This window comes from Giesbergeria sp., from assembly GCF_028686475.1.
In the GTDB taxonomy this organism is placed as follows: domain Bacteria; phylum Pseudomonadota; class Gammaproteobacteria; order Burkholderiales; family Burkholderiaceae_C; genus Simplicispira.
Genome location: NZ_JAQUCA010000001.1, coordinates 147,720 through 170,767 on the forward strand (window position 1 = coordinate 147,720; position 23,048 = coordinate 170,767).

The 23,048-nt window shown below is 57.9% G+C and carries 23 protein-coding genes; 13 read left to right on the forward strand and 10 right to left on the reverse strand.

Annotation, left to right across the window (positions count from 1 at the left end; translation table 11 throughout):
- The first annotated feature begins 97 nt into the window (after positions 1–97).
- Positions 98–1,030: an N-acetyl-gamma-glutamyl-phosphate reductase gene (gene argC, locus PHX60_RS00650; protein ID WP_300073180.1), complete on the forward strand. Its 933-nt coding sequence runs from the start codon at positions 98–100 to the stop codon at positions 1,028–1,030.
- Between the two features lie 127 nt (positions 1,031–1,157).
- Complete coding sequence (locus PHX60_RS00655) at positions 1,158–1,826, forward strand: hypothetical protein (RefSeq protein WP_300073183.1); 669 nt, start codon at positions 1,158–1,160, stop codon at positions 1,824–1,826.
- A gap of 16 nt (positions 1,827–1,842) precedes the next feature.
- Here the strand turns inward: PHX60_RS00655 and zapD are convergent, their stop codons facing one another.
- The 7 genes from zapD to pyrC all read right to left on the reverse strand — a co-directional run bounded on the left by zapD (position 1,843) and on the right by pyrC (position 9,283).
- Positions 1,843–2,601, reverse strand: coding sequence for a cell division protein ZapD (gene zapD / locus PHX60_RS00660; protein ID WP_300073186.1), 759 nt, complete (start codon positions 2,599–2,601; stop codon positions 1,843–1,845).
- A 63-nt stretch (positions 2,602–2,664) separates the two neighbouring features.
- Entirely contained in the window at positions 2,665–3,303 is a 639-nt protein-coding gene (coaE, locus tag PHX60_RS00665) for a dephospho-CoA kinase (protein WP_300073189.1), read from the reverse strand.
- Positions 3,303–4,202 (reverse strand): A24 family peptidase, encoded by a 900-nt coding sequence (locus tag PHX60_RS00670; protein WP_300073192.1) that lies wholly within the window; start codon positions 4,200–4,202, stop codon positions 3,303–3,305. Before PHX60_RS00670 ends, coaE begins: the two co-directional genes overlap by 1 nt.
- Positions 4,202–5,419 (reverse strand): type II secretion system F family protein, encoded by a 1,218-nt coding sequence (locus tag PHX60_RS00675; protein ID WP_300073196.1) that lies wholly within the window; start codon positions 5,417–5,419, stop codon positions 4,202–4,204. The genes PHX60_RS00670 and PHX60_RS00675 overlap by 1 nt, the downstream gene beginning before the upstream one ends.
- A 25-nt stretch (positions 5,420–5,444) precedes the next feature.
- On the reverse strand, positions 5,445–7,181 hold the full coding sequence (pilB, locus tag PHX60_RS00680; RefSeq protein ID WP_300073199.1) for a type IV-A pilus assembly ATPase PilB: 1,737 nt from the start codon (positions 7,179–7,181) through the stop codon (positions 5,445–5,447).
- A 69-nt stretch (positions 7,182–7,250) separates the two neighbouring features.
- A complete protein-coding gene (locus PHX60_RS00685) occupies positions 7,251–8,255 on the reverse strand; it encodes an NYN domain-containing protein (protein ID WP_300073202.1) in 1,005 nt (334 codons plus the stop codon).
- A complete protein-coding gene (gene pyrC / locus PHX60_RS00690; protein ID WP_300073204.1) occupies positions 8,228–9,283 on the reverse strand; it encodes a dihydroorotase in 1,056 nt (351 codons plus the stop codon). Before pyrC ends, PHX60_RS00685 begins: the two co-directional genes overlap by 28 nt.
- A gap of 118 nt (positions 9,284–9,401) precedes the next feature.
- Here pyrC and PHX60_RS00695 point away from each other — a divergent pair, with 118 nt between their 5' ends.
- From PHX60_RS00695 to PHX60_RS00715, 5 genes are read left to right on the forward strand one after another with little or no spacing between them, the layout of a single operon-like run.
- Complete coding sequence (locus PHX60_RS00695; RefSeq protein ID WP_300073207.1) at positions 9,402–10,031, forward strand: tetratricopeptide repeat protein; 630 nt, start codon at positions 9,402–9,404, stop codon at positions 10,029–10,031.
- A 59-nt stretch (positions 10,032–10,090) separates the two neighbouring features.
- Entirely contained in the window at positions 10,091–11,314 is a 1,224-nt protein-coding gene (ppk2, locus tag PHX60_RS00700) for a polyphosphate kinase 2 (RefSeq protein ID WP_300073210.1), read from the forward strand.
- Positions 11,311–11,739 (forward strand): YchJ family metal-binding protein, encoded by a 429-nt coding sequence (locus PHX60_RS00705; RefSeq protein ID WP_300073212.1) that lies wholly within the window; start codon positions 11,311–11,313, stop codon positions 11,737–11,739. Before ppk2 ends, PHX60_RS00705 begins: the two co-directional genes overlap by 4 nt.
- Positions 11,740–11,772: 33 nt before the next feature.
- The gene (locus PHX60_RS00710; protein WP_300073215.1) at positions 11,773–12,438 is read left to right on the forward strand and encodes an HAD family phosphatase; all 666 of its coding nucleotides are present in this window, start codon (positions 11,773–11,775) and stop codon (positions 12,436–12,438) included.
- Between the two features lie 32 nt (positions 12,439–12,470).
- Positions 12,471–13,685 (forward strand): HD domain-containing phosphohydrolase, encoded by a 1,215-nt coding sequence (locus tag PHX60_RS00715; protein ID WP_300073218.1) that lies wholly within the window; start codon positions 12,471–12,473, stop codon positions 13,683–13,685.
- A gap of 20 nt (positions 13,686–13,705) precedes the next feature.
- Here PHX60_RS00715 and PHX60_RS00720 read toward each other — a convergent pair whose 3' ends face one another.
- A complete protein-coding gene (locus PHX60_RS00720) occupies positions 13,706–14,728 on the reverse strand; it encodes an AraC family transcriptional regulator (protein ID WP_300073221.1) in 1,023 nt (340 codons plus the stop codon).
- A 158-nt stretch (positions 14,729–14,886) separates the two neighbouring features.
- On the opposite strand from PHX60_RS00720, the gene PHX60_RS00725 reads away from it, so the two are divergent.
- The 5 genes from PHX60_RS00725 (at position 14,887) to qacG2 (ending at position 20,958) form a co-directional block, all read left to right on the forward strand.
- A complete protein-coding gene (locus PHX60_RS00725) occupies positions 14,887–16,494 on the forward strand; it encodes a carboxyl transferase domain-containing protein (RefSeq protein ID WP_300073224.1) in 1,608 nt (535 codons plus the stop codon).
- Positions 16,495–16,509: 15 nt separating this feature from the next.
- Positions 16,510–17,289 carry an enoyl-CoA hydratase/isomerase family protein gene (locus PHX60_RS00730; protein WP_300073227.1) on the forward strand — a complete coding sequence of 260 codons (780 nt, stop codon included), beginning with the start codon at positions 16,510–16,512 and terminating at the stop codon, positions 17,287–17,289.
- A gap of 133 nt (positions 17,290–17,422) precedes the next feature.
- The gene (locus PHX60_RS00735; protein ID WP_300073231.1) at positions 17,423–19,456 is read left to right on the forward strand and encodes an acetyl/propionyl/methylcrotonyl-CoA carboxylase subunit alpha; all 2,034 of its coding nucleotides are present in this window, start codon (positions 17,423–17,425) and stop codon (positions 19,454–19,456) included.
- Positions 19,453–20,370 (forward strand): hydroxymethylglutaryl-CoA lyase, encoded by a 918-nt coding sequence (locus tag PHX60_RS00740; protein ID WP_300073234.1) that lies wholly within the window; start codon positions 19,453–19,455, stop codon positions 20,368–20,370. Before PHX60_RS00735 ends, PHX60_RS00740 begins: the two co-directional genes overlap by 4 nt.
- A gap of 255 nt (positions 20,371–20,625) precedes the next feature.
- A complete protein-coding gene (gene qacG2 / locus PHX60_RS00745) occupies positions 20,626–20,958 on the forward strand; it encodes a quaternary ammonium compound efflux SMR transporter QacG2 (RefSeq protein WP_300073237.1) in 333 nt (110 codons plus the stop codon).
- Between the two features lie 1,025 nt (positions 20,959–21,983).
- On the opposite strand, the gene PHX60_RS00750 is transcribed toward qacG2, so the two are convergent.
- A complete protein-coding gene (locus PHX60_RS00750) occupies positions 21,984–22,373 on the reverse strand; it encodes a type II toxin-antitoxin system HicB family antitoxin (RefSeq protein WP_300073268.1) in 390 nt (129 codons plus the stop codon).
- Between the two features lie 20 nt (positions 22,374–22,393).
- A complete protein-coding gene (locus PHX60_RS00755; RefSeq protein WP_300073271.1) occupies positions 22,394–22,573 on the reverse strand; it encodes a type II toxin-antitoxin system HicA family toxin in 180 nt (59 codons plus the stop codon).
- Positions 22,574–22,744: 171 nt separating this feature from the next.
- On the opposite strand from PHX60_RS00755, the gene PHX60_RS00760 reads away from it, so the two are divergent.
- Positions 22,745–23,035 (forward strand): hypothetical protein, encoded by a 291-nt coding sequence (locus tag PHX60_RS00760; protein ID WP_300073274.1) that lies wholly within the window; start codon positions 22,745–22,747, stop codon positions 23,033–23,035.
- Positions 23,036–23,048: the final 13 nt, after the last annotated feature.

Consider the following 23,048-nt stretch of genomic DNA (forward strand, 5'->3'; position numbering starts at 1 on the left):
CAAATGTATCATGCTGTGGGGTCTCATATCTTATGGCGAACTTACAACTAAACGATAGTGTGTAGGGCAGCCCATCATTTTTTGCAGGAGCATGACGATGTCTAGCGTTTTTATTGATGGCGAAGCAGGAACCACAGGGTTACAAATTCGCGAGCGTTTGCAGGGTTTGACGCAGGTCCAGTTGGTCAGCATTGACCCACAACGGCGCAAAGACCCCGCTGCCAAACGCGAATTAATCGCCGGGGTGGATTTGGTGGTGTTGTGCCTGCACGACGATGCCGCGCGCGAGACCGTGGCGATGGTCGATGCGATTACGGCAGAGACTGGGCGCAGCATCAAAATGGTGGATGCCTCTACCGCGCACCGCACCACATCGGGCTGGGTGTATGGTTTTCCGGAATTGTGCGTGGGCCAAGCCGATGCCGTGCGCGCATCCAACCGGGTGAGCAATCCGGGTTGCTATGCCACTGGGGCGATTGCCTTGTTGCGCCCACTGGTCGATGCCGGGCTGCTGCCCAAGGATTTTCCGCTGGCGCTGCCCTCGGTCAGTGGGTATAGCGGGGGCGGTCGCCCGATGATGGAAGCCTACGAGGCCAGTAAAGCGCCCCCTTACGAAGCCTATGCGCTGGGTTTGGCGCACAAGCACATCCCCGAAATTTTGCATTACACCGGCATGACACGCCGCCCGGTGTTTATCCCAGCGGTGGGCAATTTTGCCCAAGGGATGTTGGTGCAGTTGCCGCTGCATTTGGATGAGTTGCCCGGTGCGCCCACAGCAGCGGACTTGCACGATGCCTTGGCCGCCCACTATGCGCGCACCAACACGCCCGAGCAGTGGGTCAAGGTGTTGCCCCCCACCGAAGATTTGAAGCTGGCTGCGGATACTCTGGCGGGCACCAATCAACTGGAATTGCGCGTGTTTGCCAACGAGCAGCACCGCCAAGCGGTGTTAATTGCACGCCTAGACAACTTGGGCAAGGGGGCCAGCGGCGCGGCGGTGCAAAACATGGGGCTGATGCTGGGCTGGTAGAGAACGCTTTACGGTTGGGGGGATACGACCTGTTCATCCAGTCTTAAGCTGGGGTTTGCAAGATGCAGGGCATCGAGAGATGCCCATACCGCAGGGCTTTTTGCGGACACCCCCAGGAGAACCCCCCATGTCCCGTAACGATAGCTACGACAACGATAACGACAACCGCCGCTCTGACCGCAGCCAAGACCAAGACCAGTACCGCTTTGACATCCGTGATGGCTTGGTGGTAGGGGTGCAAGAATGGGACGATGGCCGCTGGAAAAATGAGCGCATCGATGCCGATGAAACCTACACCCTCGATGGCCGGGATGTGCTAAAAACCGAGTGGGAGCATGGCTATAACGAAATCACCCGTTACAGCGACCCCGAAAACGATGGCCTGTACGTCGAAGTGTCTGAAACCAGAGTCAACCCAAACACCAACACCAACACCAACCCACGCCCGCCATCACACGACACAGACGACAATACCAGCTATGGCAGTTATGGCAATGAGCGGATTGAAGTTCACGCGAACCAAGCGCCGGTTTTTGGCGGTGCAGGGGCCGACACCTTTGTGGTGCGCGATTTAGGCCATGTGGTGATTGGTGATTTTCACCACAACCAAAATGACCGTTTGGTGTTTGACACCAACACCGGCATCCATTCTTTGCAAGCCTTGGCGCAGCGCCTGACCGATTTGCGCTGGCAAGGCGACGACCTGGTGATTGAGCTGGGTGAACAAGCCTCGGTGACGCTGCTGGGTGTGCGTATCAACGGTATCGGTTTGGAAGATATCGACACCCTGAGTTAATCAACGCGCCTCTGGCTTAAGCGCAAAGCGAAAGCTCAAACGAGGCATCTTCGGTGCTGGGTTGCAAGGATTGCCCATCGGGCTGCCATTGCAACATCCGCACCGACACCCGCAGCCGGTTGCCACTGATTTCTGGCACCAACCCCGAGGCGCGGTCCAGCGCCAAGCGCATCAACTGAAAATTACGCCCTTGGGGCAAGTTTTGCAAAAAATTGCCTTGCAGCGCCATCATTTTTTGCGGCACGCCGGTATCGCGCAACAATTGCATCAGCAAATAAATGGATTCGGCCAAGGGGGCCAAGGTAGCCGTCCATTCTTGCAATGCCTTTTGGCGCACGCTGGGCTCGGTGCATTGCCAAGCGTGGTAGCTGGGCAAATCAAAATCACTGGTGCCGCCCGGAATACCCATGCGGCTACGCAAAGTCATCAGCCAGTCGTTGTCCATTAGCAGTTGCCCGGTACGGCCCGTTTGGACGTTCAGGGCGGTAAAACAGCGTTCTAACTGCCCCAACACGACATCGAGGGCTTTTTCTGAAATAGCCGGATTGCCCCGGTAGCTTTCGAGTAATTGCTTTTGCTTCTCAATATCTTTCAGAATATCGGTTTTAAGGTCGGAGCGCGCGCCCACCTCCATGATTTCAAAAATGGTGGATAAAGCAAAATGGTGATCGAGCGCATGGCTACGCGGAATCAGCTCGCCCAAACGGCGAAAAAGCTGCTCCAGCCGCAGATAGGTGCGAATGCGTTCGTTGAAGGGATATTCGTAGAGAATCACGCTGCCGGTTTTTTCGGAGAAAGGACGCGCATACCACCTGTGCAGCCCTAAGGCAATACAAGGCTAACTTTTTGTCATCAGCCCAAGGCGATTGGCCAGAGCATAGACTTTTTGTTGCAGTGCAGCAAGCGAAAGGCCGTCATTGTAGAGCACCATATCGGCGTGGGCCAATCGCTGTACCCGGCTGGCTTGGGTGGTCAAAATACGCTCGATGGCAGCGCGCTCTAAACCATTCCGTGCCATCACCCGGTTAATCTGGGTTTCTGGGGTGCAATCGACCACTAACACCGCATCCAGCTGGGCTGGCCAGTGGCCAGACTCTACCAACAAGGGAATATCCAACACCACCAAGGCCGCCGCGTCGGCCAGTGCGGCTTGGGTGCGCTGGCGCATGGTGCTGCCCACCAGCGGATGGATGATGGCTTCGAGCTGCTGGCGCGCTGCGGGCTGGGCAAAGGCGTGGGCGCGCATTTTGTCGCGGTGCAGTGCGCCTTGGGCATCGACAAAATCAGCACCAAACTGCTGGACAATGGCGGGCATGGCCGCCCCGCCCGGTGCCGTGAGGCTGCGCGCGATTTGGTCGGCATCAATCAGCACAGCACCACATTGGGCCAGCAGCTGCCCAACGGTACTTTTACCGCTACCGATGCCACCCGTGAGGCCCCAACGTCTGCCTTGCTGGCCGGAGGGTTGGCGATTCATCAGGCCAAGCCCAAGGTGGCAAAAATCGTTTGCAGCACCACTTGCGGCCCCCAAATCAAACCAATCAGGCCAGCGCCGACCAAAAACGGCCCAAACGGCACATAACCCCCTTCGCGCAAGGAGCTGGCGAACTTCATGCCAATACCCACCACGGCCCCGACCACCGAGGCCAGCAAAATCAGCGGCACCAAGGCTTGCCAGCCAAACCAAGCGCCCAAGGCGGCAAACAGTTTGAAATCACCGTAGCCCATGCCCTCTTTGCCGGTGGCCAACTTAAAGCCCCAATACACCGACCACAAGGACAAATAACCGGCCACTGCCCCCAGCACGCTATCGAACAATGGCAGCGCCAGCCATTGCAGCGCCGAGGCCAATAAACCCGCCCAGAGCAAGGGCAAGGTTAAATCATCGGGCAGCAGGGTGGTGTCCCAGTCGATAAAGGCCAACGCCACCAAGATGGCCGAGAAACCACACCACGCCAAACCGGTGGGCGTGAGGCCCCAGCGTTGGGCGCAAAAGAAGAACAAGCCCGCCGTGAGCAGCTCCACCAGCGGGTAGCGCACGCTGATACCGGTTTTGCAGCCAGAGCAGCGCCCGCGCAGGGCCAAATAGCTTAGCACTGGGATGTTTTCGTACCACTGCACCTGGTGCCCACAAGAGGGGCAGCGCGAGCGTGGTGTCCAGAGATTGAACTTGGCGGGCGCGGGTGCCGCCGCAGTGGCCGCTGCACCCACCGCACCCGCTGCGGGTGACAAGCTGGCCGCATAGTCGGCGCATTCTGCCGCCCATTGCTGCTCCATCATTTTGGGCAGGCGGTGAATCACTACATTGAGGAAACTACCCACCAACAAGCCAAGCAAGCCGAGCAAAGCGGCATCTAACCACGGTTCGAACCCCATTAGACCACCTGTCCCAATTTGAAAATAGGCAGGTACATCGACACCACGATGCCACCAATCAGGCCGCCCAAAAACACGATGATGATAGGCTCCATCAGGCTAGACAGGCCGGCCACCATTTCATCGACTTCTTCTTCGTAAAAGTCAGCGGCTTTGCCCAACATGTGGTCAATCGAGCCAGATTCTTCACCAATCGCGCACATTTGTATCACCATCGATGGGAAGATATTGGCATTGGCCATCGCCGCAGTGAGGCTGGTGCCGGTGGAGACTTCTTGTTGGATTTTGTCGGTCGCCATCGCATAGACCGAGTTACCCGCCGCACCGCCCACTGAGTCCAGCGCCTCGACCAGTGGCACACCGGCTGCAAACATGGTGGACAGGGTGCGCGTCCAGCGCGCTACGGCAGATTTTTCAATCAAGATGCCAAAAATCGGCATTTTAAGCATGGCGCGGTCCATGAACATTTGCACCGCTTCGCTGCGCTGCCAAGCCTGCATGAAAAAGTAAAAACTACCGCCAATCACGCCAAAAATCAGCCACCACCATTTGACAAAAATCTCGCTGATGGCCATCACGAACAGCGTAGGCGCAGGCAAATCGGCCCCAAACGAGGTAAAAACCTCTTTAAAAGCTGGAATCACAAAAATCATAATCACCGTGACCACGACAAAAGCCACAATCACCACCGAAATCGGGTACATCAGCGCTGATTTGATTTTGCCCTTGATGGCCTCGGTTTTTTCCATGTACATGGCCAAGCGGTCGAGCAGGGCTTCCAAAATACCAGCTGCCTCGCCAGCCTCGACCAAGTTGCAATACAGGCTGTCAAAGTAGAGCGGGTATTTGCGAAACGCCGCATTGAGCGAGGTGCCGGTTTCGACATCGGCACGAATATCATTGAGCAGCTTACCGACGCTGGGGTTGGTGTTGCCGCGCCCGACAATGTCAAACGCTTGTAGCAGCGGTACGCCAGCCTTCATCATGGTGGCCATTTGGCGCGTAAACAGGGCGATGTCTTTGGGCTTGATTTTTTTGCCCGAACTCATGCGCCGTTTTTTGATTTTGCTGGGCAAAACCCCTTGGCGGCGCAGCATGGCTTGCACCTGGTTTTCGCCAGAGGCACGGGTCTCGCCGCGCACGATTTTGCCGTGGCGGTCTTTACCCTCCCATTCAAAAACGAAGTCTTTGATTCCTTGTGATGCAGCAGTCGCCATGGCGCTCCCTTGCTTGTGCAGTGTTTTACAGGTTGGTGACGGCCAGCACCTCTTCTAGTGAGGTCAGCCCCACTTTGACTTTGTGCAGCCCGGATTCCCGCAAAGAGCGCACCCCTTCGAGCTTGGCTTGGGCCGCAATGTCCATCGCGCTGCCGTCGCGCAGGATGATGCGCTGAATTTCTTCAGAAATGGGCATCACTTGGTAGATACCTACCCGTCCTTTGTAACCGTTGTTGCAAGCTGAACAACCCACGGGCTTGTACGGTGCCCAAGAACCGTCTAAATCTTCATCGCTAAAACCGGCTTCGAGCAGGGCTTCGTGCGGGATGTCGGCGGGTGCTTTGCATTGCGGGCACAAGCGCCGCGCCAAGCGCTGGGCGGTAATCAAGATGACGCTGGAGGCGATGTTAAATGGGGCAATGCCCATGTTACGCATCCGCGTCAGGGTGGTGGGTGCATCGTTGGTGTGTAGGGTAGAGAGTACCAAGTGGCCGGTTTGGGCTGCTTTAATCGAGATGTCTGCCGTCTCCAAGTCACGAATTTCACCCACCATAATGATGTCGGGGTCTTGACGCAAGAAAGATTTGAGCGCAGCGGCAAAGGTCAGGCCGGCTTTTTCGTTCACGTTGACCTGATTCACGCCCGGCAAGTTGATTTCGGACGGGTCTTCGGCGGTGGCGATGTTGACACCCGGCTGGTTGAGCAAGTTGAGGCAGGTGTAAAGCGAGACGGTTTTACCCGAGCCAGTAGGCCCAGTGACCAAAATCATGCCGTAAGGGCGGCCAATGGCGTGCATTAAGCGCGCCTTTTCTTCTGGGTCATAGCCCAGCGCGTCAATCCCCATTTTGGCACTGCTGGGGTCCAAAATACGAATCACGATTTTTTCGCCAAACAAGGTGGGCAAGGTACTGACCCGGAAGTCAATGACACGGTCTGGCCCGACTTTGAGCTTCATGCGGCCATCTTGCGGAATGCGTTTTTCCGAGATGTCTAGGCGCGAGATGACTTTGATGCGCGAGGCCAGCTTGTCTTTGATGGCAATGGGTGGCGAGGCGATTTCGCGCAATTCGCCGTCAATCCGAAAACGCACGCGGTAGGTGTGTTCGTAGGGTTCAAAATGCAAATCGGAAGCGCGCATGTTGAAGGCGTCGATGAGCATTTTGTGCAAAAACTTGACGATGGGCGCGTCTTCGACTTCAGCGCCGGTGTTTTCTTGGTTTTCGGGTGCGGCTTCTACCGGAACATCGTCAAATTCAAAATCACCGCCGCCGCTCATGGCATCGAGGGTTTCGGCAGCGCTTTTGCTGCCCGCATCGACCATCGCGCTGAGTTTGTCGTATTCGGCAATCACCCAGTCCACGCCCATTTGCGTGGTGAACTTGATTTTTTCTGCGGCTTCTTGGTCGGTCGGGTCGGCCGAGGCAATGATGAGCCGGTTGCTGCGCTTGGCCAACACCACCACCCGGTAGGCGCTGCAAATTTTGGCATCGAGCAGGTCTTTGGGCAGGCGCAGGCGGTCGATGGCGTTGAGGTCTAACAAGGGCGCGCCAAATACCGAAGACACCGCATGGGCCAAATCGGCCGCAGAAATAGCGCCCGAGCCAGTCAGTTCAGCGATGAAGCTGGTACGGCTGGCTTGTGACTTGCGATAGATGTCTTCAGCTACTTTTTGCGTCAGCTTGCCCGCAGAAATCAATGCCCGGCCCAAGCCTGGCAGGGCAACGGTTGCCGGGTCTTTGAGGGGGGTGTCAACAGCAGCCATGAGAAAAACCGAAGGGTGGTGAAGCGTAAGCAGTCATGGTAGCACTGGCTTGTTGGGGCAATGGAGCAATCAAGGGGGTGGGGGTGGGGCTTTTGGAGGCTCTTTTTTGCTTTGCACTGGGACAAGGTAGCACAGCTGGTTGGGTTGCCCCGGAGGCAGCAGCTGAAAATACTGCGCGTAGCGAGCGAAAAATGTTTGTGTTTTGGTGTTTTTGCCAAGAATGCCCGCCTGGCGCAACAACGGGACAGACTGGGACAAAAGCTGCGGCCCTTGGTGCAGCGCGGGCACGGCCTGCAAAACGCGCACCACATCTTCTGGCAGTGGCTCAGGGCGTTTTGCTGGGGGCGGTGGCTGTGGTGGCGGTGCAACTTTGGTCGCTGGGCTGCTCTGGGGGACTGGGTTTGCTGGTGCAGTAAATAGAGCTAACTGGGTCACGGGGGGCTGGGTGGCCGGTGCAGTGCTGGGGGACTTCGCCACGGACGGTTTTACAGGCGCGGCTGTGCTGGCAGTGGACTGCTTGACGGTTGCAGCGGGTACAGGTGCCGGTATAGATGCCGGTTTTGGTACTGCAATGCCTACTGGTGGCGAAGTTGGCGTTGGCGTTGGCGCAAACGTGACTACACGGTCATAGTAAGCACGCGCCCCAGCAAACAAAATGCCTTCTATCGAAAAGCACCAGACTTCGCAGCCCCATTCGCGCAGGCGCACCGCCAAAGGGGCAAAATCAGCATCGCCCGACGCGATGGCAAACAGGCGTGTGCCGTGCTGAAAATGCAGGGCCACGGCATCGGCAATTAACGCGGCATCGGTGGTGTTTTTGTCGATAAACAAATTGGGAAAGGTGCGCGCCCCCAAGGTGCGCCATACCGTGGCCATAGACTGCAAACGCGCAGAGCTGCCATAGGCGCGGCAAACTCCCACCCGTCCAGCGCGGGCTTTGAGTTGCGCCCAAGCCGCATCAATCGCCACCGCATCGGCAAAATTATCTGCATCTATCAACAGAGCGGCCTGCAAGCCACTCTGCGGAAGTGTGCTGTCTAAGCCCATCACGTTGTGGTTGCAATCAGCCGCCATGCCAGCGCCTCGCCCGCGCGCAGGGGCTTGAGTTGGGCCTCGCCGAAAGCAAAACTTTCGGGCGTTGTCCAGCTTTCGCGTTGCAGGGTGATAGTGCCTTGGTTGGGCGGCAAACCATAGAAGGCTGGGCCGTGGAGGCTGGCAAAGCCTTCGAGCTTGTCGATAGCACCCGCGTTGTCAAATGCCTCGGCATACAGCTCCATCGCGGCATGGGCGGTGTAGCAACCAGCGCAGCCGCTGGCATGTTCTTTCAGGTGGGCTGGATGGGGAGCGCTGTCGGTGCCTAAGAAAAATTGGGGCTGGCCGCTGGTGGCCGCTTGCACCAAGGCCAGGCGGTGGGTTTCGCGCTTGAGTACCGGCAGGCAGTAGTAATGCGGACGAATGCCACCGGTAAAAATGGCGTTGCGGTTGTAGAGCAGGTGGTGCGCGGTGATGGTGGCAGCGGTGTAGGGGCCGGCTTCGGGCACGTACTGGGCGGCTTCTTGGGTGGTGATGTGTTCCATCACGATTTTTAGCGCGGGAAAATCGCGGCGCAAGGGGATGAGTTGCGTGTCGATGAACACGGCTTCGCGGTCAAACAGGTCAATGTCAGGGCTGGTGACTTCGCCATGCACCAGCAGCGGCATTCCGGCGCGCTGCATGGCTTCGAGGGTGGGATAAATGTTGCGTAAATCGGTCACCCCCGCATCGCTGTTGGTGGTGGCCCCTGCGGGGTAGAGTTTGCAAGCTACCACGCCAGCTTCTTGGGCGCGGACAATTTCATCTGGGGGCAGATTGTCGGTCAGGTAGAGCGTCATGAGTGGCTCAAACTGCACGCCAGCGGGCACGGCAGCCAGAATGCGCTGTTTGTAAGCCAGTGCCTGCGCTGCCGTGGTCACGGGCGGCTTGAGGTTGGGCATGATGATGGCACGGCCAAACTGGGCAGCGGTGTGCGGCACCACCGTGTGCAAAGCAGCGCCATCGCGCACATGTAAATGCCAGTCGTCGGGGCGGGTCAGGGTGATAAGGGTAGGGGCAGTGGTAGTCATGCTGCCATTTTCCCATTGATAGGATGGACCAAAAAGCCAGCTTATTGCCGCCAATACCCAGCGATTAAAAATCGTGCTTTCGCTTATCGTTGCATGGGTACATGACGGGAGACGCGCAATGCACAAAAAATTCCAAGCTGGGTGGCTGGCGCTGGCCTTGGCCCTAACGGCTGGAGGCATGGCCCCTGCACAAGCTACCACCCTATTGGCCGAGCCTACGGCGGCCATTCAACCCGATACCGCTCTAAGCGATGGGCCATCGGCCCTCTCTACCCTGCGCGCCTATGCCGAAATGGGCCATATTTTGGCGCAATACCAATTAGCCCAGCGCCACTACAGCGGCGATGGCGTGCCGCGTGACTTGGCCTTGGCGGCCATGTGGTATCAACGTGCTGCCGATGCAGGCGAGCCACGCTCCCAATTGGCACTGGCACAGCTGTATGCCAAAGGCGAAGGCGTGGCCCGCAGCGAGCGTTGGGCCGCCTATTGGATACGCCAAGCCGCAGAAAGTGGCTTCCGCGAGGCCCAATTGCAACTGGGTCGCCTGTACGAGCGCGGCCAAGGCGTGAGCAAAGACGAAGCCGAAGCCTATTTTTGGTATTGTTTGGCCAGCGATGGCGGCTGGAGTGGCGACGATGCCCTGCGCGAGCGCGAACGCCTAGGCCCCCAACTGACGCATGTGCAGCGCACTTCGGCGCGCTATGCGGCCTTCCATTGGCGGCCACGCAACAGCACTGGTACACATTGATACGGTAGCTAACGCCTATCGGCGCTTGAACGGCCATTTTCTGGTGCCACAATGGCGGCATGAGCCAAAAAACCGTCCCCCAGACTTCCGCCGACCGTCCCGCCGCCGCTGCTGGCGTGGACGCGCCTCCTGTTCCACCCACGGCCACGGCAGCCACCAAGCCCGCGCACGCCAGCAAAACCACCCGCTCGCGTGCCGCCAAGCAAGGCGACACCGTGCCCACCTTAGAGACTGCCGCCGTAGCGCACTATGTGTCGCAAGAAGCCACTTTAGCCGCCCAAGACCAGCAACAGGTAGCCTTGGCCGATTTACTCGCCAATGACAAACTAACCGCCAAGCAACGGGCCGCCGGGCTGCGTGCCACGCTAGAGGGTGCTTCAGAAGATGATTTGGCCGTATTGCGCCAAATGCTGCTCAGTAGCACCGCACCGGCCAGCAGCGTCGTCACCAAAGGCCATCCTGATGACCAATTAGCCGCCGATTGGCGCGAAGGCGGTTATCCTTACAAAAACTTGATGCGCCGCTCTACCTACGAGGCGCAAAAATACCAATTACAGGTCGAGATGCTCAAGCTGCAAGCCTGGGTGAAAGAGACCGGCCAGCGTGTGGTAGTGATTTTTGAGGGGCGCGACGCCGCAGGCAAGGGCGGTGCCATCAAGCGCTTTATGGAACACCTCAACCCGCGTGGTGCCCACGTGGTAGCCCTGGAAAAACCCAGCGAAGTCGAGCGCGGCCAGTGGTATTTTCAGCGTTACATCAAGCACCTGCCCACCGCTGGCGAGATGGTGTTGTTTGACCGCAGTTGGTACAACCGCGCGGGCGTAGAGCATGTGATGGGCTTTTGCTCCGATGCCGAATACCACGAGTTCATGCGCCAAGTGCCCGAATTTGAGCGCACCTTGGTACGCAGTGGCATCCATTTGGTCAAATTTTGGTTTTCGGTCAGCCAAGCCGAGCAGCGCCGCCGCTTCAAAGAGCGCGAAGTGCATCCACTCAAGCAATGGAAGCTCAGCCCGATTGACTTGGCCAGCTTAGACAAGTGGGACGAATACACCCTCGCTAAAGAGGCCATGTTCTTTGGCACCGATACCGCCGATTCGCCTTGGACGGTGGTCAAAAGCGATTGCAAAAAGCGCGCACGCCTCAATGCCATGCGCTACGTGTTGCACAAGCTGCCCTATACCAACAAAGATGTCAACGCCATTGGCAAGCTAGACCCGCTGATTGTGGGCCGCGCCCATGTGGTCTATGAACGCGGCGAGCAGCCGGGTTCCTTGTTGTGAGTGCAGCGCAGCGCGGCCACACAGCGGCAGCTTTGGCCTGCCCCTGTGGGCAGGTGTCGCCACGCGGCCAGCCAGTCGCCTATGCGGATTGTTGTGGGCGCTATGTTGACTATTTTGCAACAGTAGCCGCCCCCGATGCCGAGCGTTTGATGCGTTCGCGCTACAGTGCTTTTGTGCGTGGGCAGGTGGCTTATCTGCTGGCCACTTGGCACAGCAGCCAGCGCCCGGCTACGTTAGCGTTAGACAGCAAAGCGCATTGGCTAGGGCTAGAGGTGCGCCAGCACCAGCTTACCGATGCCCACCATGCCGAGGTGGAGTTTGTCGCCCGCTACCGAGTAGCCGGACGCGCCGTGCGCCTGCACGAGCGCAGCCGCTTTGTGCGCGAAGAAGATCGTTGGTATTACGTCGATGGCGATCAGTATTGAATCCTGTTGTTAAAAAATTTTGAATTCACAGCCATGACGTTTGAAGCCGTTTTATTCGATTGCGATGGCGTGTTGGTCGATAGCGAACCCATCACCAACGGCGTACTGTGCCAAATGCTCAACGAAGCCGGTTGGACGCTCAGCGCGCAAGAATGTATGCGGATTTTTTTAGGCAAAACCGTTCGCAGCGAGGCCGCACGCATCCAAGCCCACACGGGCCGCCCACTCACCGATGAATGGATGGCCACGTTTTACGAGCGGCGCAACGCCAAGCTCAAGGCGCAGCTCAAACCCATCGCTGGTGCCGTAGCCGCCGTGCAGGCAGTGCATGGCTTGCTGCAAGGGCGCATTGCCTGCGCCTCGGGCGCCGACCGCTTCAAGGTAGAGATGCAGCTGGCCCAAGTCGGGCTGATGCAGTATTTTGAAGGGCGCATTTTTAGCGGCCACGAAATGCCCGCCACCAAGCCAGCCCCCGATGTCTATTTGGCAGCGGCGGCCGCGCTGAATGTGCCACCGGCACGCTGTCTGGTGATTGAAGACACCGTTACCGGCGTGACCGCTGGCGTAGCCGCCGGGGCCACCGTGATTGGCTACAGCCCAGCTGGCCCCGGCCACAGCAGCGCTGTGGCTTTACGTGGTGCGGGTGCGGTCGAGGTCCTGACCCAGCTGGCTGATTTACCCGCACTGCTGGGCGATTGAGCTTTTCCGCCATTTGAACCACAGGTTTTTCCTTGGAAGCCGAGTTACACCACGTTATTTACGCCCTGTCCGATGCACTGGATTTGGTGGGCGTAGATGACGTTGCCCACGGCAAACGGGTAGGCGTTATGGCCTCGGCCTGCGCCCAAGCCTTGGGCTGGCCCGAAGCAGGCTGTGACTTCATGTTTGAGTTGGGCATGTTGCACGATATTGGCGTGTCCTCGACCCGAATGCACCAACAGCTGGTGGCCGAGTTTGACGGCGAAGGCGTACACCTGCACGCCATTTTGGGACAACAATTGCTGCTGGGTTTTGCGCCACTGGCCAAGATGGCCTGGCCGATACGCTACCACCACACCCACTGGCAACAGTTACAAACCTTGGCCTTGCCGCAAGATGTGGCCCTGCAAGCCAACCTCATCTACCTGACCGACCGTGTCGATACCTTGACCGCGCCCTACTACGCCAGCAACACGGTACTGTTCCATCTGGACAGCATTCGCGCCGAAATCGCCCGCCGGGCCGAGAGCTACTTTGCGCCGCAGCTTGTGCGTGCCTTTATGGAGATTTCGGACACCGAAGCCTTTTGGCTACGGCTAGAGCCTCGGGCGCTAGAGCAGTGCTTGCAGCAGCAATTGGCCCATGCCCAACCGATTCCAGCGTCGGGGTATGAGATTCGCCAAGTGGCCGATTTGTTTGCGCGCATTGTGGATGCCAAAAGCCCCTTTACCGCCGAGCATTCGCATGGCGTAGCGCGGCTATCGCGCTTGCTGGCCCAACACATGGGTCTGACAGCAGCGCAATGCGACAAAATTGAAATAGCCGGTTTGTTGCACGATTTGGGCAAACTGCGCGTGCCCGACGAAATTTTAGAGAAACCCGGTGCCCTGAGCGCCCAAGAGCGCCAAATTATCCACACGCACAGTTTTGAAACCTTCCAGATTTTGCGTAGCATTTTGGGCTTTGAAGAAGTCGCCCTGTGGGCCGCCTACCACCACGAGGAGCCGGGCGGCAGCGGTTACCCGTTCCATATTGATGGCGATACCTTGCCCCTAGAGGCGCGTATTTTGCGTGTGGCGGATATTTTTCAGGCGATGGTGCAAAACCGCCCTTATCGCACAGGATTGACGGGTGCCCAAGCGCTCCATTTCATGCGTGGCTTGCAAGCGCAAGGGCGCATGGAAGCGCAAATTTTGGATGTGCTAGAACGCTATTTAGATGAAGCGATGGTTGCCGCGCACGGCTAAAAAAACCGAAGAAGCCCTTTTTAACCCCCTTGGCGCGCACTGCGCCGAAACTCAGCAGGTGATTGGCCCGTCCAGACTTTAAAGGCACGAATAAAACTCTTGTCATTGCTAAAGCCACTCTCGTGGGCCACCTGTTTGATGGGCCGCTGGGTACGGTGTAGCAGGCTAATAGCGCGCTCGCGCCGCGCTTCGTCTTTCAGGGCCTGCAAGGAGGCCCCTTCTTCTTTCAACTGCCGGTGCAAAGTGCGCGGTGACAGGTGCAAACGCAGCGCCAGCGCCTCGGCGCTGTGGTGGGCCGCTGGGTCTGCGGCCAGCACTTGGCGCACCCGTTGCACCAACAAGCGGTCGCGCCGGTATTGCAGCACTGTCAGCGGTAGGGCGCGTTGCAGCATTTGGCGCAAGGCGGCCTCATCGCGCGCCAAAGGCAAATTGAGGTAACGGGCATCAAAGCGCAAGCAAGCCGGACTACTGCCCCAATGCACCGGCCCCGGAAACAACAGCGGATACACCTCTTGGTGTGCTGGGGCGGCCAACGGAAACTGCACCCCCTGCAAGGGAATGCGCGAATCAATCAACCAACAGGCCACGCCGTGGGCATTGCGTAGCACCGAGACCAAACAAAACTCGCGCAGCAGGCCCAAATCTTGCCGCTCCGTGAGGGACAAGCTGGCCAGCCCATCGCGGGTTTCTAACTTCAGAGCGATAGCCTCGGTCAGTAAGTTATGGTGGCGACACCAACGTTGCAAGGCTACCCCCAAGGTGGGCGAACTGATGGAAGCGCGCGCCAACATGCCATAGCTGCCCCAAGGCAGGCGGCGCTCAAACCAGCCCAAAGCTTCATCGTCCAAAGCACGCATCGCCAAATCGGACAGGCGCTCAAACTGCCAAGCGGTGATGCGAGCATCAGGGTTTTCCAGTTGGCTTGGCGCAATTTGTGCCTGTTGCAGTAGCGGAATAGGGTCTAGTTTGGCCTGTTGACAGGCATAAACAATCGCTTGCACAAAGGCTATTGGCGTAGCGGCAGGCCCGCTATGTAGCGACAAGGGCGAGGCAGCAACAGCAGCGGAGCAAATCAAAGGTTTCACGCCTGCCAGTGTGGCCTAGCATGGCGCAATTTGCAACCCTGCTGGCAACCGTAGCACCGATAGAGGGCGTATTCTTGCCAGCTATACCGTTTCCTTTTTCGCCCGGAAAGACCTCCATGCCCGTTTTGCAGAGTCAACTCAACGCCCGCTCGGCCGACTTCCAGACCAATGCCCACGCTATGCGCGCGCTGGTGGCCGACCTGAACGCGCAAATTGCCAAAATTTTTGCCGGTGGTGGCGAAGCGGCGCGCGCCAAACACACCGCCCGTGGCAAGCTGCTGCCGCGCGAGCGCGTGCAAATGCTGCTTGACCCCGGCACCCCGTTTTTAGAGCTGGCCCCCTTGGCCGCGCTGAACATGTACAACAACGATGCCCCCGGCGCTGGTGTGATTGCGGGCATTGGGCGCGTCAGCGGCATTGATTGCATGATTGTGTGCAACGATGCCACCGTGAAGGGCGGCACTTACTACCCCCTTAGCGTGAAAAAACACCTGCGCGCGCAAGAAGTGGCGGCACAAAACCACCTGCCCTGCATTTACTTGGTGGACTCGGGTGGTGCTAATTTGCCCAACCAAGACGAAGTGTTCCCCGACCGCGACCACTTTGGCCGCATCTTCTACAACCAAGCCACCATGAGCGCTGCTGGCATCGCGCAAATTGCCGTGGTCATGGGCAGTTGTACCGCCGGTGGTGCTTATGTGCCCGCCATGAGCGATGAATCCATCATTGTGAAAAACCAAGGCACCATCTTTTTGGGCGGCCCGCCCTTGGTGAAAGCCGCTACCGGCGAAGTAGTGACTGCCGAAGACTTGGGCGGTGGCGATGTGCATACGCGCCTGTCCGGCGTGGCCGACCATTTGGCACAAAACGACATGCACGCGCTGGCCTTGGCCCGCAATGCAGTGCGCAACCTCAACCGCAGTAAAACCCCCCATCCAGCCGATACCGCTCCGGTTCCACCTTTGTTTGAGGCAGAGGAGCTGTATGGCGTGATTCCAGCAGATACGCGCAAACCGTTTGATGTGCGCGAAATCATCGCCCGCATTGTGGATGGCAGCGAGTTTGACGAATTCAAAGCCCGCTACGGCACCACCTTGGTCACGGGCTTTGCCCGCATCGAAGGGATGCAAGTGGGCATCATTGCCAACAACGGCATCTTGTTTTCCGAGTCGGCCCTCAAAGGCGCACACTTTATCGAGCTGTGCTGCCAGCGCAAAATTCCGCTGGTGTTCTTGCAAAACATCACCGGCTTTATGGTGGGCCGCAAGTACGAAAACGAAGGCATCGCGCGCAACGGGGCCAAGATGGTGACGGCGGTAGCCACGGCCAGCGTGCCCAAGTTCACTATCATCATCGGTGGTAGCTTTGGCGCAGGCAACTACGGCATGTGTGGCCGCGCTTACAGCCCACGCTTTTTGTGGATGTGGCCCAATGCGCGCATCAGCGTGATGGGGGGCGACCAAGCCGCAGGCGTGCTGGCGACCGTCAAGCGCGATGGCATCGAGGCCAAGGGCGGCACTTGGAGCATGGAAGAAGAAGAAGCCTTCAAAGCCCCGATTCGCCGCCAATACGAAGACCAAGGCCACCCCTACTACGCCAGCGCCCGCCTGTGGGACGATGGCGTGATTGACCCCGCCGACACGCGCCGCGTGCTGGCGCTGGGCCTATCGGCCACGCGCAACGCACCGATAGAAGACACCAAGTTTGGCATCTTCCGCATGTGATAGGGGGGATTGAACATGAGCGCCCTCTCTATCACCTACGACGGCCCCCGTGCCACCATCACCCTGACCCAGCCCGAAGTCCGCAACGCCTTCAGCGATGAAGTGATTGCCGACATCACCGCCGCCTTCACCGAAGTAGGCCGCCGTGACGAGGTACGCGTGGTGGTGCTGGCCGCCGAAGGCCCGGCCTTTTGTGCCGGGGCCAATCTCAATTGGATGCGCCGCATGGCCGACTACACCCGTGGCGAAAACCTGCAAGATGCAGGCAAACTGGCCCAAATGCTGCGTGTGATTTACGAATGCCCCAAACCCACCATTGCGCGTGTGCAGGGCGATGTCTATGCCGGTGGCATGGGCTTGGTAGCGGCCTGCGACATGGCCGTGAGTGTCGATAGCGCCGGTTTTTGCCTGAGCGAAGTCAAGCTCGGCCTGATTCCGGCCACCATCAGCCCCTATGTGATTCGCTCTATGGGACCACGCGCGGCGCACCGCTACTTCCTGACTGCCGAGCGCTTTGACGCTGCCGAGGCGCTGCGTATTGGTTTTGTCCACGCCGTGGTGGCCGCTGAGGGCTTGGATGCCAAAGTGGATGAACTGGCCAAGGCCATCACCGTAGCCAGCCCGAATGCCGTGCAAGCCTGTAAAAAATTGCTGCAAGACGTGGCCGAACGCGATATCAACACTGAACTGATTGCCGCCACCGTAGAAAGCATCGCCGACATCCGCGCCAGCAGCGAAGGCAAAGAGGGCGTGCAATCCTTCTTACAAAAACGCAAACCCCGCTGGTTGGCCTGACTTGTTGAAAGAACACCCATGTTTAAGAAAATCCTGATTGCTAACCGTGGCGAAAACGGCTGCGTAGCAGACGTTTCATCAAATTGCATGGCACGCGTAGCGTGTGCAGGCGATTTCAACGCGGAGAACACCCATGTTTAAGAAAATCCTGATTGCTAACCGCGGTGAAATCGCCTGCCGCGTGGCTGCCACTGCCCACCGTTTGGGCGTTAAAACCGTGGCCGTGTATTCCGATGCCGATGCCCATGCCAAGCATGTGGCCGCTTGCGACGAAGCCGTGCATATCGGTGGCAGCGCCCCCAAAGACAGCTACCTGCGCTGGGAGCGCATCATCGAAGCGGCCAAAGCCACGGGCGCACAGGCCATCCACCCCGGTTATGGCTTCTTGAGCGAGAACGAAGAATTTGCCCAAGCCTGCGCTCATGCCGGTTTGGTCTTCATTGGCCCGCCCGCCTCGGCCATCCAAGCGATGGGCTTGAAGGCCGAATCCAAGCAATTGATGGAAAAAGCCGGTGTGCCCTTGGTGCCCGGCTACCACGGGGCCAACCAAGACCCAGCCCTGCTGCAAGCCGAAGCCGACCGCATTGGCTACCCGGTGCTGATTAAAGCCAGCGCCGGTGGTGGCGGCAAAGGGATGCGCGTAGTCGAGCAAAGCCAAGACTTTGCCGCCGCATTGGCTTCCTGCCAGCGCGAAGCCATCAACAGCTTTGGCGATGATGCCGTGCTGATTGAAAAATATGTGCAGCGCCCACGCCACATTGAAATCCAAGTATTTGGCGACACGCACGGCAACTACGTCTACCTGTTTGAGCGCGATTGCTCGGTACAGCGCCGCCACCAAAAGGTACTGGAAGAAGCCCCTGCCCCCGGCATGAGCGCCGAAATGCGCGCCCAAATGGGCTTGGCCGCCGTATCGGCAGCCCGTGCCGTCAATTATGTGGGTGCGGGTACGGTGGAGTTCATCGTCGAGCAGCGCCCCGATGGCAGCATGGCCTTCTTCTTTATGGAGATGAACACCCGCTTGCAGGTAGAGCACCCCGTCACCGAAGCCATCACCGGCCAAGACTTGGTGGAATGGCAATTGCGCGTGGCCGCTGGCGAGCCACTGCCGCTGTTGCAAGAGCAACTGCAAATCAGCGGCCACGCCATTGAGGCCCGTATCTGTGCCGAAAACCCCGAAAACCAGTTCTTGCCCGCCACTGGCACACTGGCCGTGTACCGCAAACCCGCTTGCACCAGCTTTAGCCGGGGCGAGGTGCGCTTTGACGATGGCGTGCGCGAAGGCGACACCATCAGCCCGTTCTACGACCCGATGATTGCCAAACTCATCGTGCATGGCGACACACGCGAGCAAGCCTTGGCCCGTCTGGACGAAGCATTGGCCCAAACCCACATCGTCGGGCTGGCGAACAACGTGCAGTTTTTGCGCTTGGTGGCACGCAGCCCGTCGTTTGCCACAGCGCAACTCGATACCGCTTTGATTCCACGCGAAGCCGCCGTCTTGTTCGGCCAAGAAACCGTGGGCCTGCCGCTGGCTGCCGCTGCTGCCGTGGCCCAAACCCTGCTGGCCGAACGAACCCTAGAGGGCACCGACCCGTTTAGCCGCCGCGATGGTTGGCGCTCGCATGGCCGCACCCAGCGCAGCTTTGCCTTTGAGTTTGGCGGCGCACCGGCCAGCGCCCAACTCACTTACTTGGGGGGTGGTGCATTGCAATTGGCGGTACAACCCGGCCAAGGCAGCAGCGCCAGTGCCGCCAGCGGTGCTTTGAGCTTCCAAGCGCTGGGCAACGGCCAGATTGAATTGCAGTTTGCCGAAGAACGTGCTTTGGTCAACGTGTATGCCCAAGGCGAAACCCTGCAAGTGTTTGCCGCACGCGGGGCCACGCAGATTGTCGAAATCGACCTGCTGGCCCATGCGGGCGAAACCCAGGCTGAAGGCGGCCGCCTGACGGCCCCGATGCCGGGCAAGGTGGTCTCGTTTGCTGTGCAAGCGGGCGACAAAGTGAGCAAAGGCCAACCCTTGGCGGTGATGGAAGCCATGAAAATGGAACACACCATTGCTGCCCCTGCCGATGGCGTGGTGCTGGAGCTGCTCTATGCACCGGGCGACCAAGTGAGCGAAGGCGCAGAACTGTTGCAATTGCAAGTCGCCGAGGCCGCCGCATGAGCCTGCACCAACTCCCCAGCCGCGTGCGGCTGATTGATGTCGGGCCACGTGATGGCCTGCAAAACGAAAAAACCCCGGTGCCTGCCGACATCAAAATCGGCTTGGTACAACGTCTGCAAGCCGCAGGACTGCAAGAGATTGAAGTCACCAGCTTTGTCAGCCCCAAATGGGTGCCACAAATGGCCGACAACGCGCAGGTCATGGCGGGCATCCAACGCCAGCCGGGGGTGCGTTATTCCGTCCTTACGCCCAATCTGCAGGGCTACCAAGCGGCGCTGGCCTCGCAACCGGACGAAATCGTCGTTTTTGGTGCGGCCAGCGAAGCCTTTAGCCAGAAAAACATCAATTGCAGTATTGCCGAAAGCATCGAGCGCTTTGCGCCGGTCGTACAAGCCGCTTTGGCGGCGGGCATTGGCGTGCGTGCCGCCATGAGCTGCACCGTGGGTTGCCCCTACGAGGGCGAGATTGCCCCCGAGCGGGTCGGCTATCTGGCAGGTTTGCTCAAGCAAATCGGCGTGCAGCGCGTGGATGTGGCCGACACCATTGGCGTGGGCACACCGCGCAAGGTGCAGGCCGCCATTGAGGCCACTTTGCAGCACTACGCTATCGACGACATCTCGGGCCACTTCCACGACACCTACGGCCAAGCCCTGTCCAATACGTTGGCGGCGCTGGAAATGGGGGTGTGGAACTTCCAATCCTCGGTGGCTGGTTTGGGCGGTTGCCCCTACGCCAAGGGGGCCACGGGCAATGTGGCGACCGAAGATGTGGTCTATATGCTGCACGGCATGGGCATAGACACCGGCATCGACTTGGACAAGCTGATTGACGCAGGCAGCTACATCAGCGATTTTCTGGGGCGCAAATCGCATTCGCGCGTGGCGGTGGCGCTGCTCAATCGCCGGGCGGGATAGGGCGCATAAGCACTGAGGGTGCCAGAGGGTTCTGGCCTCTAGGAAAATTTAGGTTGTGCTAAATGAAAAACTATCGTTTTTCTCTAGGTTGCGGTAGCATGGTGCGTTTTTATACGACGGCCAGCTAGGATGGGGCTGTCGTCTAATCCTAGTTAGATGCTTTGCTGTGCGCACAAATTTCGTGCCAGAAACAAGACTGTTTGTTTTCTTAAATCGAACCTAAAATTTCTTTGCGGAACTCCATGGAGGAATATTTTGAAAAATTGGTTATTTCTGGCTACGGCCATTATTTTTGAGGTCATTGCAACCTCTGCGCTCAAGTCTAGTGAGGGCTTTACTAGGTTAGTACCGTCTTTTATCGTCGTAGCGGGATACGCTGCTGCTTTTTATTTCCTGTCGCTGACACTCAAATCGATTCCTGTTGGAATCGCCTACGCAGTTTGGTCGGGCCTCGGGATCGTCTTGGTCACTGCGATTGCATGGGTTTTGCATGGTCAAAAAATAGATATGTGGGGATTTGTTGGTGTCGGCTTCATTATCAGCGGCGTTGCTGTGCTCAACTTGCTATCTAAGGCAAGTGTTCACTAAAACGGTCGCATCTAACCATTCCGTCGAGAGGTACCGCCCACAAGCTGCGCTTGCGGGTTCCCTTCGCGGCTTCGCCGCTACGGTGGCCCCTCACGTCAAACGTTAGAAGGCTTAAGGAAATGAGCAGCTTCAAGCATCACAGCGCATTCCCCAAAGAAAAGAACATTCAGTCCTTTCTTTTTCCATTTGCCTGTTTCAATTGCAATAAATCCTTCAAGAAACCGCACTCCGAAGAGCCGAGAAAGTGCCCCAAGTGCCACTCGGAAATGACCAGATCGAGCAGAAAATTTAAGCCGCCTAAAAAAGCCTCGTAGGTTGGGTTGCACGCAACCCAACATCACCATAACAGGTACACAATTTTGTTACGGTAGGTAGGTGTTGGTCTTGAAGATGTTGGGTTACATCCGTAACCCAACCTACGCTCTACGCCATCCCATTACACACAAGAAGCCTTTGGGAAAAAAACACCTCTTGCGTTAAATATTGTAGGTGCTTTATTAAGTACCTGAATCCGTGACCCAAAAAGCACCTCCCGGCCACCCCGGCCTCAGCCGATTTTTTCTGCAAATATGCACCCGCATTGCACCCTGATGCCCTCCTGCGCCGCTGTTCGCGTGCTTTTTGTCGCTCCAATCGCACCACAAAGCGGGTATTTTGGCTGTCTAGGGCGCAAGCGGGCAGGCGACCCCCTCGGAGAGGCTCTCCGCTTTGCATCGGTGTTTGATTGAATACATTGTTTACTTGCTTGCTCCCTCCATCGGTGGGACTGGCTTACGCCGTGTCGTCCAGTTGCCGCCAGTGGCGCTCAAACACCGTAAAGGCCGCGTCGTTTTTACCCAGCCTCGTAGCACGCAACCCAACATCACCATAACAGGTACACAATTTTGTTACGGTAGGTAGGTGTTGGTCTTGAAGATGTTGGGTTGCATCCGTAACCCAACCTACGCTCTTCATTGAGTAAGTCAGGAAAAATCGGAAATCAGATTGCAATTATTTCCATACTGGCTGTTAAAAAGCAGCCAAACTCAAGCCTGCATAGCTTGCTGTGCTGCCTTAGCCAAAAAACCCGAACGTGTCATATGGCGGGCATTTGCCCAAGCATCAATCTGCTGCACCAGATTGGAGGGCAGGCTGATGTTCAGACGTACTGGCTTGGTTTCGATACGGCTTAGATCAATGTCGGCCAACAGCCAAATACCACCTTGATAATCAGGACTATTGACGAGCTGATCCAATGGGGTAGGGGCGGGCACCGCATCAGGCTCACCGTGAAAGTGCGCCTCGACAGCTTCCTGAATGGCTCCGGGCAAACTAGCCCAGTCATCAGCCGCCGAAAAACAGCCGGGGAAATCGGGAAAAACAACGCCGTGGGCTTGCTGCTCATTACCCACATGTACATAAACGGGATACAGCATAGTTGCGCTCCAAAGGGCCCTTAGAGGCCCGCTTGCTTGAGGATGCTGCGCACGGTGGCAATCAGCAGGTCTTTCTTGGGATGAGGCACCGTCACCTTACCGGGCTTGCTGGGGTGCTTGAACTGGTGATGTGAGCCAACCACATGCACCAGATACCAGCCATCAGCCTTGAGTTGTTGGATGACTTCGATGCTTTTCATTTCGAAATTATACACATGACTACACAAAACAACAGTGCAAAAAATTGGGGTCAGATTATCATGGCACAAAGATAAGCCCCGAGGCAAGAATTTGAAGGTGGGCTGACACCCAGTACGGTGGTAGGCTGAAGTTGCAAAACCAAACAGCAAACCACCAAGGAGTCAGCCCGCATGAAGGATAACCAATCTAAGCATTTTGATGAGGCGCATTTGCTGCGCCAGCAGTTTACCCAGTACCCTGGCGGTGCCTTCGAGCAAGCACTCAGCGCCGAGCAAATTTGCTCTGTTGTCGAGCAACACTGCCTAGCCACCGTGCGCCAACGCCAGTATCCGCCGCTCAAGACCTTGCGCCTGTTTGTCGGGCAAGCACTGGGCAGCGATGGCTCGTGCCAGAATGTCGTCGTGCGCCAGCTGGCCCAGCGCCTGAGTGCAGGATTGAGCGCCGCCTCGCCCAACTCGTAAGCCTCGTAGGTTG

Coding starts and splice junctions, on each gene's coding strand:
- argC (WP_300073180.1), top strand. CDS start 98: ATGTCTAGCGTTTTTATTGATGGCGAAGCAGGAACCACAGGGTTACAA.
- PHX60_RS00655 (WP_300073183.1), top strand. CDS start 1,158: ATGTCCCGTAACGATAGCTACGACAACGATAACGACAACCGCCGCTCT.
- coaE (WP_300073189.1), bottom strand. CDS start 3,303: ATGAATCGCCAACCCTCCGGCCAGCAAGGCAGACGTTGGGGCCTCACG.
- PHX60_RS00670 (WP_300073192.1), bottom strand. CDS start 4,202: ATGGGGTTCGAACCGTGGTTAGATGCCGCTTTGCTCGGCTTGCTTGGC.
- PHX60_RS00675 (WP_300073196.1), bottom strand. CDS start 5,419: ATGGCGACTGCTGCATCACAAGGAATCAAAGACTTCGTTTTTGAATGG.
- pilB (WP_300073199.1), bottom strand. CDS start 7,181: ATGGCTGCTGTTGACACCCCCCTCAAAGACCCGGCAACCGTTGCCCTG.
- PHX60_RS00685 (WP_300073202.1), bottom strand. CDS start 8,255: ATGGCGGCTGATTGCAACCACAACGTGATGGGCTTAGACAGCACACTT.
- pyrC (WP_300073204.1), bottom strand. CDS start 9,283: ATGACTACCACTGCCCCTACCCTTATCACCCTGACCCGCCCCGACGAC.
- PHX60_RS00695 (WP_300073207.1), top strand. CDS start 9,402: ATGCACAAAAAATTCCAAGCTGGGTGGCTGGCGCTGGCCTTGGCCCTA.
- ppk2 (WP_300073210.1), top strand. CDS start 10,091: ATGAGCCAAAAAACCGTCCCCCAGACTTCCGCCGACCGTCCCGCCGCC.
- PHX60_RS00710 (WP_300073215.1), top strand. CDS start 11,773: ATGACGTTTGAAGCCGTTTTATTCGATTGCGATGGCGTGTTGGTCGAT.
- PHX60_RS00725 (WP_300073224.1), top strand. CDS start 14,887: ATGCCCGTTTTGCAGAGTCAACTCAACGCCCGCTCGGCCGACTTCCAG.
- PHX60_RS00730 (WP_300073227.1), top strand. CDS start 16,510: ATGAGCGCCCTCTCTATCACCTACGACGGCCCCCGTGCCACCATCACC.
- PHX60_RS00735 (WP_300073231.1), top strand. CDS start 17,423: ATGTTTAAGAAAATCCTGATTGCTAACCGCGGTGAAATCGCCTGCCGC.
- PHX60_RS00740 (WP_300073234.1), top strand. CDS start 19,453: ATGAGCCTGCACCAACTCCCCAGCCGCGTGCGGCTGATTGATGTCGGG.
- PHX60_RS00750 (WP_300073268.1), bottom strand. CDS start 22,373: ATGCTGTATCCCGTTTATGTACATGTGGGTAATGAGCAGCAAGCCCAC.
- PHX60_RS00755 (WP_300073271.1), bottom strand. CDS start 22,573: ATGAAAAGCATCGAAGTCATCCAACAACTCAAGGCTGATGGCTGGTAT.
- PHX60_RS00760 (WP_300073274.1), top strand. CDS start 22,745: ATGAAGGATAACCAATCTAAGCATTTTGATGAGGCGCATTTGCTGCGC.